Annotated in this window: 10 protein-coding genes and 2 pseudogenes; all 12 read right to left on the bottom strand. The window is 43.2% G+C overall.

The window, feature by feature from the left end:
- Positions 1-2: 2 nt before the first annotated feature.
- The 12 genes and pseudogenes from DW981_RS02285 to ylxM all read right to left on the bottom strand — a co-directional run bounded on the left by DW981_RS02285 (position 3) and on the right by ylxM (position 11,628).
- Positions 3-1,712 (bottom strand): hypothetical protein, encoded by a 1,710-nt coding sequence (locus tag DW981_RS02285; protein WP_118506631.1) that lies wholly within the window; start codon positions 1,710-1,712, stop codon positions 3-5.
- A 136-nt stretch (positions 1,713-1,848) separates the two neighbouring features.
- Positions 1,849-3,207: an SH3 domain-containing C40 family peptidase gene (locus DW981_RS02280; protein ID WP_182434093.1), complete on the bottom strand. Its 1,359-nt coding sequence runs from the start codon at positions 3,205-3,207 to the stop codon at positions 1,849-1,851.
- A 164-nt stretch (positions 3,208-3,371) separates the two neighbouring features.
- A pseudogene (gene spoIVA, locus DW981_RS02275) lies at positions 3,372-4,849 on the bottom strand (stage IV sporulation protein A).
- 194 nt (positions 4,850-5,043) lie between these two features.
- On the bottom strand, positions 5,044-5,400 hold the full coding sequence (locus DW981_RS02270; RefSeq protein ID WP_118506629.1) for a DUF4190 domain-containing protein: 357 nt from the start codon (positions 5,398-5,400) through the stop codon (positions 5,044-5,046).
- A gap of 17 nt (positions 5,401-5,417) precedes the next feature.
- Complete coding sequence (locus DW981_RS02265) at positions 5,418-6,611, bottom strand: FAD:protein FMN transferase (RefSeq protein ID WP_118506628.1); 1,194 nt, start codon at positions 6,609-6,611, stop codon at positions 5,418-5,420.
- The gene (gene trmD / locus DW981_RS02260) at positions 6,595-7,344 is read right to left on the bottom strand and encodes a tRNA (guanosine(37)-N1)-methyltransferase TrmD (protein WP_022025758.1); all 750 of its coding nucleotides are present in this window, start codon (positions 7,342-7,344) and stop codon (positions 6,595-6,597) included. The genes DW981_RS02265 and trmD overlap by 17 nt, the downstream gene beginning before the upstream one ends.
- Positions 7,345-7,353: 9 nt before the next feature.
- A complete protein-coding gene (gene rimM, locus DW981_RS02255) occupies positions 7,354-7,857 on the bottom strand; it encodes a ribosome maturation factor RimM (protein WP_118506627.1) in 504 nt (167 codons plus the stop codon).
- Positions 7,858-8,004: 147 nt separating this feature from the next.
- Positions 8,005-8,235 carry a KH domain-containing protein gene (locus DW981_RS02250; protein ID WP_022025756.1) on the bottom strand — a complete coding sequence of 77 codons (231 nt, stop codon included), beginning with the start codon at positions 8,233-8,235 and terminating at the stop codon, positions 8,005-8,007.
- Positions 8,236-8,261: 26 nt separating this feature from the next.
- The gene (gene rpsP / locus DW981_RS02245) at positions 8,262-8,507 is read right to left on the bottom strand and encodes a 30S ribosomal protein S16 (protein ID WP_022025755.1); all 246 of its coding nucleotides are present in this window, start codon (positions 8,505-8,507) and stop codon (positions 8,262-8,264) included.
- Between the two features lie 33 nt (positions 8,508-8,540).
- Positions 8,541-9,886: pseudogene (gene ffh / locus DW981_RS02240) on the bottom strand (signal recognition particle protein).
- A gap of 131 nt (positions 9,887-10,017) precedes the next feature.
- Positions 10,018-11,052: an Ig-like domain-containing protein gene (locus DW981_RS02235; RefSeq protein ID WP_118506626.1), complete on the bottom strand. Its 1,035-nt coding sequence runs from the start codon at positions 11,050-11,052 to the stop codon at positions 10,018-10,020.
- 219 nt (positions 11,053-11,271) lie between these two features.
- Positions 11,272-11,628, bottom strand: a complete 357-nt coding sequence (gene ylxM, locus DW981_RS02230) for a YlxM family DNA-binding protein (protein ID WP_022025752.1) — start codon at positions 11,626-11,628, stop codon at positions 11,272-11,274.
- Between the last annotated feature and the right edge of the window lie 83 nt (positions 11,629-11,711).

Below are 11,711 nucleotides of genomic sequence, written 5' to 3'. Positions count from 1 at the left end.
CCTTAATGGGATGACACCCAATTACCAGATTTCAAAAATAAAGCAACGCGCTCGTTGGCATCGTCTACGATCTTCTCATCATACCCAAGCATTTTTAGCAACCGGATCGCATTTCTTGTGCAGGCACGACCTTCGCGCAAGCAATAATCAAACGTCACTTTATCATCTTCCACCTGTTCTTCAAAGTGATAATTATCGTATTCTTTCTCTAATAAATACGTCAGTTCAATATCATGCGTGGCTGCAAAACATAATCCGCCCTGTTCTGCTATTGCCTGCAAGATCCGGCTGGAAGCAGCGATTCTTTCGACTGTATTGGTTCCTCGAAGTACCTCATCGATAAAGCAAAGCACCGGCAATTCCGATAATCTTGTCAGATCTAAGATTCGTTTTAACGATCTGATCTCCACAATATAATAACTTTCCTGACTTAATATATCATCTCGCAGCGCCATGGACGAGGCGATACAAAACCACGAAGCCTGATAATTCTCCGCTAAAACCGTATGCAATGTCTGCGCTAAGATCGCATTGAGTGCTACTGTCTTGATAAACGTTGATTTTCCCGATGCATTCGATCCCGTCAATAACACACTGCGCTCTGCCGTAATAGAATTTCTGACTCCCTCCGGGATCAACGGATGGTACATTTCAGTTACCGCAAACTTTCCATTTGCCTGATGTGACAACTGCGGTACACAATATTCTCCATACATAATACGGCAAGATGCCGTCGATAACATCGTATCTAAATATCCTATCGTATCATACATGATTCGCAACTGCTGCTCGTATTTTTTTGCCTCACGGATCATTGTCGACATTTTGACCAGATCTACATGGAACAAAATTCTTATATAGTCCATCAACGAATCCATAATATCTCCGGACATCCCGCTTCCACCATTCACCAAAAAACAGAAACGTCTGTATTTTCCAAAACAGGATGTCTGCTTTTTTAGCTGATCCTGATACTTTTCAAGACCCGGAATCTTCTTCCTCGCAACGCCCTCGCATTGCTCTACCATATGCAGTATAAACGTAAACAGCCGTATATAACTGTCCACCTTTGCCTTAGCCTGATAATACGATATAATATTTCCACCCATGATCGCAATACTGGCGATCACCATAAATTCCGGTGCAAAGGCACAGCCTATAAGAGCGCCGACCAGACAGACACCTGCCAATATATGAGGCAGTGCCCCGATCGGTTTCATATCCTGTATTAATTCCAAATGATCATACACGGACATTCGTTCTAATTTGCCGATCTCTGCAAGCGCCTCCTGTAAATACATGCGTTCCTGTGTATTCTCCAACAGATATGTGATTACTCGCTCGCGTTCTTCCATTTCTGTATCTGAAGCAATCGGACGACGGAGTGCTGCATACAAATATTCTTCCCCGATCGAAGTCCGTGTATGATTCCACACCTGATACACTTCATCCATATCCAGATCATTCCAGGTAATATCGTCCACAAATTCATGCTTTTGGCTTTCCTCCGCCTTTTTTTCTAACACCTTATAATAGCTGACAATAGCATTCCACTGTTCCTCCGAATAATTACGATCTGCAGATTTTCCCCATGAGTTGATCAAAAACTCTCTCATCCGCTTCCTTCTCGCCTTTTCATCACAGACCATTTTGATCCCGATAAGCACCAAAATTACTACTACAGCGATAATGATTTTAATTCCTATGTCCATTTTGAAACCTCCACATGTAATTACGAAAGAAAAAGAGAGTTTATTGCAACTCTCTCTTTCCAATTTGAATTATTGTATAATGCAGGCACTAAGCTACCCGTTATACATAAGATATCTCTCCGCCGGAACATCATTTTTATAAAACACGTCCGATCTTGATCGGCTTACGATAATAAGCACTGGAAATCTTAATTCCATCGCTCGGGTTACTTGCATGAATGATCTGACCGTTTCCAATATAGATCGCTACATGGCTGACATGTCCACTTCCATAGAAGAACAGATCTCCCGGTCTTTCGCTTCCCTGTGATACGCTTCTAGTCGCAGATGCCTGTGCACCGGACGTACGTGGCAGTGAATGACCAAAGCGCTGGAATACACGCATCGTAAAGCCGGAGCAATCTGTTCCGCTCGTAAGGCTTGTACCACCATATACATAACGATTGCCCAAGAACTGCATTGCATAGGAGATCAAGGAAGATGCTCCTGAAGAGCTTCCACTGTCTCTATCCTGTGATCGACTGCCGCCCTTTTTGCCGGACTTTTTACTCTGACCTACTTCTTTGATCGAAACGGCACGATTCAGATTGTAAGTCATCTTAATAAAATCTTTCGATACAAATGCTCTGTCGTCATCAATAGCGATCATAACCCAATTATTCAGGTCAGCATACATTTTCTCTTTGTCAATCCCCTTTAGCTGAGACTTCTTCACATTTTTGCGGATATATTCATCCAACCAGCCTTTGGTTAATGTCTCTCTGGTAATCTTATAATCCTCATCTGCTGAAATCTGGTCAAATACGTTTGCCTTCGTTGACGGCAGATAACGTACATTTAACGTTTCAGTTGTAACCGTTGCACGCAATGTTGCTACTTTCTGAGCCTTTGCCTCCGCTTTCTCATCCGTGATCAGATAACTTGCTTTGACAAAACCTCTCACACCACCGGATACGATCTTAGCCCATCCCTTTTTGATCTTGTATACATGACAACCGGAATTATTTGTCATCTTTCCGACTATTTTAGCATTCTCACTTGGTCTTTTACGTACATTCACATAATTCTTGACCTGTACCACGCCCAAACGATCATACACAAGATTCAGCTTGATCTTCTTCGGCGCAGGTGTTGCTGTCACCGTCGCCTGTACTGTCGTACTCTGTGCAGGTGTTGCTGTCACCGTCGCCTGTACTGTCGTACTCTGTGCAGACTGACCGGAAGTGCCGGTCTGTTGTACAACAGCGTTAGTCTGTGCCACACCCTCAGCCTTGTCCTGCTCCGGTACCTTAGTAAGTACTTCTGACGCCTCCTCAAGTTCCATATCCTGCAGAGCATCTTCGCAATATTTATCAAAAGATACCGCTAATCCTGCCAATGGCTTTTCCGTCTGTTTACTCCAATCATTACCCGCTGAAACAACATGTCCCAGACAGATGACACCCAAGGATGCAACTGCCATTCCGATCACTACATGTAATTTATTCTTATCCATGTTATCCTCCATATTCTCATGATCCTGTCTGCAACAAACACACAGGATCCTTATTTCTCCATCGACCGCCTGCAACGCAGACGGTCGTAGAAAGTATTTCTGTTATTTATTTTGTATAATTGTTACAAATATATTACGAAGTATAACAAACTGTTAAGAAATTGTCAAATAATGATGCACACCAGTCCGCCATTTCCATCATTGACCACTTTTTGAATGGTTTCCTGCAATTTGATACGACTCTCATCTCCCAGTCGATCCACTTTCGTATCCATCCCCTCTTCAACCAATTGACGGACGGTTTTTCCAAAGATATTGGTATCCCATATACCTTTTTCATCATCCTCCCCATGCTGATCTGCAATGTAGGCAATCAAGTCATTGGCCTGTTCCTGCGTACCAACGATCGGGCTATCTCTGTCTCGATATTGGCCTGTATCAAATGAATAGATGGGCTGACAGCTCGAAGTTTCACACCATACTTACTGCCGTGCTTGATCAGTTCCGGTTGATCAATCTCAATCTCATCTACCGATGGTGTCACAACGCCGTACCCCTTACGGTGTACTTCCTCCCACGCATTTTTCAGTTTGTCGATCTCTGCATGATTGTCAGCATATTCTCGCAGCAAATGGATCAGTTGATACTCGTCATCTATCTGTGTCCCGACCAATTCACTAAGTATCTGATAATATCTTCCATCATCAAATAATGTGTCGATCCGGACTTCTCCGTTTTCCATACCGATCCGGCCAATCCGAAACCCCTTGATCGCATCACTGGTGATCGCCAGATTGGCGGCTGTCACATCACACAGTCTGCTGATCCCACCCAAAATCATACGAACTTTTTGCACCAGTTCCTGCTTCAGCCAATGATCCTGCGGCAGCATCTCTACCCATTTTGGCAAATGAAAGGCTAGTTGACGTACCGGAAAAGAAGACAGGATTTTTTCTAAAATTGCAAGAACGTCCTCCCGGCGAAGCTGGTTACAATTGACAGCCATAGCGACCGCATGATATGTCTGCTCCAGTTTTTCCACCAATGCTGCGGTCTCTGAACCATAAGGTTTTGCCGAATTTACAAGTACCACAAATGGTTTTCCTATCGCTGTCAACTCCTGGATCGTTCGTTTCTCCGGATCTTCAAATGCCTCTCTTGGCAAATCCCCAAAAGAGCCGTCAGTTGTCACAACAATGCCGATCGTTGAATGATCATGAATCACTTTTCTTGTGCCAAATTCGGCAGCCTGTGTAAAAGGCATTGGACTTTCTGACCAAGGAGTCATAACCATTCTTTCATTTTGTTCCTCGTAAAGTCCCTCTGCTCCCTTAACTATGTAACCGACGCAATCGATTAAGCGGATCTTAACTTCATTTTCTCCAAACAGTTTAACATTTGCCGCCTCTTTGGGAATAAATTTCGGCTCCGTTGTCATGATCGTTTTGCCGGCAGCCGACTGTGGGAGTTCATCTACGGCACGTTGTCTTTCGTGTTCCTGTTCCATCTCCGGCAAGACCAATAATTCCATAAAACGTTTGATAAAGGTCGATTTACCGGTTCGCACCGGTCCGCAGATTCCCAGATAAAACTCTCCTCCTGTGCGTTCAGCAAGATCTTTATATACTTGAAATTCACTCATCAGGCATTCCCCTTCCATAATATATGCCATGCTACTCTAAGGTTTCTACCACAATCTATGCACCGGCACAACAGAATATGCCACAAATAAGCAAAGCCAGCGCTTGCTTTTGTCACGCTATACAACAGCAATTTTCTATACCAAAAAAGACAGTGCATTCATACACTGCCTTTCATACTGTTATCCATATATGTTTATATCTTCAAAGAACCAGACAATGCTGAAAGCCGCTGTATCTCCTTCAAAATAGTGTTCTGATTTGCCACAAAAAACAAACTTACGATGATCAGACAAACCGAAATAAGCAATCCAAAGATCGAGCATACGAGCCCGGCAATTGCCATCCCGGTACCAGCCTTTTGCTTTGCCAGTACATAACCGGATAATCCCAATCCTACAACGGCCAGAATCAATGTGATATACTGCGAGCAACAACATAACACGATCGATAAAATACCACAGATCATTCCGGCTACTGCCATTCCCGGGTTTGGCTCCTCCGGCACATAATATCCCTCCTGCGGAGCTTTCGTGTAACCATTTTCTTCCATTATGACCCCTTTCCGCATTATTTCTGCGTGGCACGATACTTCGCATAGCCCTTGGAATAATGCATTTTTTCATCCTTTGTCACAAACACCGCTTCGACATTGTCCAAAGAGTCGATCAATTCCATCCCTTTCTCCAAACCTAAGCCGAAACAAGTGGTAGACAATCCATCTCCATCTACAGATGCTTTTGAAAGTATTGTCACCGCCATCAACGTATTATCCACCGGGTAACCGGTAGACGGATCCAATATATGATGATAGAATTTTCCGTTCTGCTTAAAACATCTCTCATAAATACCGGAAGATACCACAGAGAGATCCTTCACTGCTACGGTATCAATTACTGCATCCCGATCTGAAAACGGTTGTCTGACTCCGATCCGAAACGCAGTTCCATCCGGTTTATTGCCCAAACATAATATATTTCCACCCAGATCGATCAATGCTGATGTCACACCATCCTGACGCAACAGATCTTTTAAGCGGTCTGCTATATATCCTTTGGCGATTCCTCCAAATTCAATGCCGGTGCCGGGCACCAAAAACGATAATCGATCATTATGCAAACGAATATGCTCATCTCCCACATAGGTCAGCGCCTTGCGAATCTCCGCGTCCTGTGGCACAGTTGGCTGATCTGTCGAAAAATCCCATAAGCTGCTAACAGGCTCTATTCCCATCGTAAAACATCCTTTAGACAGTTTACCATATTTGAACGAATAATTCACCAGTTTTTGCAGCGTATCATTTACCTGAAAAGATATGCTTCCATCGGAACTAACATGGCAAGCAAGCTCTGTGTACGCTTCCGGCAATGCCTGCTTCAGTTTCGTCTCATACTCTGTTCTCTGCTGTTTAGACAACATGATCGTTTGTCCTTTTTGCAAAGACTGACACAATTTGCCCGGAAGAAGCTCCTCATACTTCTTTGACAAAGCATTGATCCGGTACACAGTACTGGTTTCCTTCGTCCGACTGATCACATTTTCGTAGGAACTACATTCCGACACACACTTTTGCAGTGTCTTTTTCGTGCCGCCTTGATAGATCGTGATCTGATAGGTCGTATCAAACGCAAATCCTTGTATATTCTTGGTCTCATTCTGCTGCTTCCGCGGCAAATGACCACTCCCGATCAGATACACCATAACTCCGGCTATTATAAAAATAGCTAACGTATTTATCAAGCGTCTTTTATTCCAAGTCTGCATATTGCTCTGCCAATTCCTTTTCCTCTTCTGATAACTGTGCCTGCATTAACATATCCGGACGCCGCTTAGCTGTCCGAATGACCGACTCACGTCGATACCATTCCTGCAATTTCTTATGATGGCCCGACAGTAACACCTCTGGAACCGCTTCATCTCTCCATATTGCCGGTCTTGTATACTGTGGGTATTCTAACAACCCTTCCGAGAAAGATTCTGTTTCTGCCGACATATCATTGTTTAGTACACCCGGAACCAATCTGGAGATCGTATCCATCATCACTAATGCCGGAAGTTCCCCACCGGTTAATACGTAATCTCCAATGGAAACATAATCTGTAACGATCCGTTCCAACACGCGTTCGTCTATCCCTTCATAATGACCACACAGAAAGATCAGATCTTCCTCTTTGGCATACTCTTTTGCCATCTGCTGGTCAAAGACCTTTCCCTGCGGTGTCAGATAGATCACCTTCGCAGCTGCTGATCCGCCCTGCTCCCGGATCCTTGTCATAATATCCTCATAACAGCGGTATACCGGTTCTGCCTGCATAACCATTCCGGCGCCCCCGCCGTATGGATAATCGTCTACCCTGTTGTGTTTATTATCCGCAAAATCTCGAATATTGACAGCTTCCAGCGCCAAATAGCCTGCTTTTAATGCTCTGCCGGTAATGCTCTCTGACATCGCATTGGTGATCATATCCGGAAATAATGTCATTACATGATAATTCATATTTGTTTTTTACACTAATCCTTTCATAATATGTACCGTTACGATCCTAGCGGAGACATCGACGTTTTTAACACATTCCGGTATAACAGGAAGCAGTACTTCTTTCCCCTCGTGTTCGACAACGTATACAAGATTGGCTCCTGTTTCCAGGACATCTTTCAAAATGCCAAAATCTTCTCCCTCTTCCGTAACAACCTTGGCGTCTATAATGTCTGCCAGATAATATTCTCCCTCTTCCAATGGGATTGCATTTTCACGCGTGACATATAGATCGTGGCCTTTGTATTGTTCAATATCATTAATATTATCAATCCCTTTGAACTTCACGATCACGAGATTCTTAAAAAATCGTGTCGATGCAATTTCTAAGGTCTTATATTCTTTTCCGGTATCTAATAAAACTTCTTTTAATTTTTTGTAACGTGTCACATCATCTGTCGTAGGATACACTTTGACTTCCCCACGAATACCATGTGTATTAGCGATTACGCCAACGCGAAACATATCTTCCATTTTTATCCTCCAATAAAAAAGCAAAGCCAGCATTTTGCTTTGCAAGAATTGCTAAAGCAATTCTTGGTGGCATAGCACCACATTGTGAGCAGTTTCCTATAAAGAAATAAACGCCCATAGCATAAGCTACAGGCGTAAACAGTCAGTTTACTGACCAATTTCCACGATAACCTTTTTGTCTGTCTTAGAAGCGGCAGCCTTGACAACAGCACGGATTGCCTTAGCAATACGGCCCTGCTTTCCAATAACTTTGCCCATATCTTCTTGAGCTACTTTGAGCTCTAACAGAATCTCGTTATCTTTCTCAGTCTCCTGAACGGTGACCTCTTCAGGGTGGTCAACAAGGGACTGTGCAAGAACCTCTACCAATTCTCTCATACCTGAAACCTCCCCGTGTACAAGAATTACTCTGTGATTCCAGCCTGCTTCAAAAGCTTGCCTACTGTCTCAGTTGGCTTAGCACCATTTGCTAACCACTTCTTTGCTGCTTCCTCATCAAATTTGAATACACTAGGGTCCTGATTAGGATCGTAAGTACCAATCTCCTCGATGAACTTTCCATCTCTTGGAGAACGGGAATCAGCTACAACTACTCTATAGAAAGGTGCTTTCTTCTTACCCATTCTTCTTAATCTAATCTTTACTGCCACGATTTTCACCTCCTTAAATCTACATTTATATCGTTAAAAGCCAAATGGCAACTTTGGCATGCCTCCACGACGACGTTTGCCTTTACCGCCCATCATACCGGACATCTGCTTCATCATCTTTTTGGATTGCTCAAACTGCTTGATCAGCTTATTAACTTCTGAAATATCAACTCCTGCGCCTTTCGCAATACGACGTTTGCGTGACGGATTGATGATAGCGGGATTACCACGCTCTTCGCGAGTCATTGAATATATGATCGCCTCTGTGCTCTTAAACACATCATCATCTATATTCAGATCAGCCGGAAGCCCCATACCGGGCAGCATACTCAAAATACTTTGAATACCACCCATCTTCTTCATCTGGGCTAACTGATCCAGGAAATCATTGAAATCAAATTCCGCTTTACGGAATTTTTTCTCCATCTCTTTGGCTTTATCCTGATCGATCTCAGCCTCTGCCTTCTCGATCAAGGTTAGCACATCACCCATTCCCAATATACGCGATGCCATACGATCCGGATGAAACTGTTCCAGATCCGAAAGCTTCTCGCCCATACCAACAAATAGGATCGGACACCCGGTAACTTCCTTGATAGAAAGTGCAGCACCACCTCGCGTGTCACCATCTAACTTCGTCAGGATCACACCATCAATACCGATCTTTTCATTAAACGTAGATGCTACATTTACCGCATCCTGACCGGTCATCGCATCAACGACCAGAATCTTCTGATCCACGGCAACACCCGCTTGAATCTCCTGCAGCTCAGCCATCATATCTTCATCCACATGAAGTCGACCCGCTGTATCCAAGATCACCACATTCAATCCATTCTTAGATGCATGCTCCATCGCTGCTTTCGCAATATCAACCGGTTTATGATTTGTCCCCATGGCAAAAACTTCCACATCCTGTTTCTCACCATTGATCTTTAACTGGTCGATCGCTGCCGGACGATACACATCACATGCTACAAGCAAAGGCTTTCTGCCTTTTTTCTTAAGCTTTCCGGCTATCTTCGCCGTTGTTGTCGTCTTACCGGCACCTTGCAGACCACACATCAGCAGTACTGTTATTTCATTGGAAGGTCGGAGTGCGATCTCTGTCGTCTCGCTTCCCATCAATGCGACAAGCTCCTCATTTACCAGCTTCACGACCATCTGGCCCGGTGTCAAGCTGTTTAGAACATCTTGTCCAACTGCGCGTTCCTGCACTTTTTTCACAAAGTTCTTAACAACCTTGAAGTTACATCAGCTTCTAACAAAGCCATCTTGACTTCCTTAAGTGCTGCCTTTACATCCTCCTCGGTCAAACGACCTTTGCTTCGAAGGTTTTTAAAAACATTTTGTAATTTTTCTGTCAAATCGAATGCCATAAATAACCTCCTCTTTGTCAAACACAAGTCATAGTATAACGAACCAGAAAAACTTTGTCAAGCATTTTTCTTGACAAAGTTTTTCTAAAGTTAAAATCTATTATCATTGTCCGGCGACACAAATACTGCTATTATCGATACGTATAATAGTACTTTCCGGTTGACTTCGGATAAGAGGCATTACGCAGATCCTGTGTTTTTTTAATTTTCAGCTTGGATTTCTTGATCTTAAAGGTATATGCCTTAGATTTACCGGATTTCAAATTGATCGTTAATTTCTTAGCTGAATATACGCCAATTTTCTTTCCTTTGCCGTTTTTTACCGTAATCTTAAAATTCTTCAAATATTTTGCCTTGTAACCACGGTTATTTAACATTCTGGCTTTTAAGACAAGGTTGCCTTTCTTGTCATAAGACATCTTATATACATTCACGCCAAAACTTCCTGCCGGCAATGCACTCACAGCAACTTTCCGTACCGTATATACATTATCTTTTACAATTACCTTGCAAGGAATCGTAAAACCGGTAGACGTCTTTACCGTGATCGTCGCTGTACCTTTCTTCTTAGCTGTCACCTTACCCTTGCTGTTCACTGCTGCAACCTTTGCGTTGCTGGACTTATAAGTAATCCTAGCACCACCTGCATTTAAGATCTTTATTTGATCCTTAAATCCCTTTGTGATCGTCAACGTCTTAGAGTCAATGGTTGGAGCCAACTTCGGCGTCGGTGTCGGCGTAGATGTCAGATCAGGCTGTCCAAGAACTGCATAAGCCAACTGATCAACGTCAAAAGTTACAGAAATGGTATATGTTCCCTGCGGCACATTCACTGCAAATGCAAATGCAGGATAACTTCCTGTTGAACTCCACTGGGAATCTGACTCCAAAAAAGTCTTTGGTCCATATACTGTCTCTCCCGCACTATTACGGAATGAATATGTTACATTACATTGCGTTGCTACAGCAATTGCAAACTGAGCCACGCCACTGCTCTGCATCGTAAATGTTGCCTCGATCGGCACTCCTGCCGTAGCTGCTCCGGATGCCTCTAACATATAGCTCTCATCAGTTGCCGCCGAAACGTCTTTCGTACTAAATGGTACCATCCCTACAATAAGTGCCAATGCTAACAGTATTGCTAATACTCTTGATGTTTTTTTCATACTTCACCCTCCTATTCTTTTAAAACAATCATTTTCATACGCTTCGTATCTGCCTGATATTCTAAAGCAGATACAAACTTAAAGGCTGACAGAATCCTACTGCCAAACTGCTTTGTAATAACTATACTAAAATATGTCAGCTAATGCAACCGTATCCTCACAATAACTAAAATCTATATCCCGGGCTCTAATATAATCCCAGCCAGATATATGTGATCCCTATTCTGATGTGATCTCCTCTAACAGCGTGAACAACGTCTTCCATTGCTCCTCATCACCAGATAAACCTTTGGCTTCCAATTCTTTCTGTACCTGTTTTACCTGTGCCTTATGACGTTGAAAACGTGCCACAAGGCCAAGTTTCTGCTCATATTCCCGTAATTGCTTCGAAGCACGCTTGATCGCATCGTATACGCCCTGTCTTGAAATCCCCTCTTCCTCCGCTATCTCTGTGTAACCATAGTCATCCAAGATGCACGCTTCAAACATTCTTTGCTGATTTTCTTTCAACAAGGCACCATAAAAGTCATACAGCATAGATAATTCAACTCTCTCTTCTATCGCATTACTTTCCATTGTGTCCATCCTCCATTTTCAACCGCATCCCCACGGAATATTATTTGATATTCTCGATCTTCAGGAATAAAAAGTCCTGTATA

Source organism: Clostridium sp. AM49-4BH (genome assembly GCF_003478335.1).
GTDB lineage: Bacteria > Bacillota > Clostridia > Lachnospirales > Lachnospiraceae > Butyribacter.
Note: the sequence above shows the minus strand (reverse complement) of the source record. Positions and strands in the feature narration are given on the sequence as shown.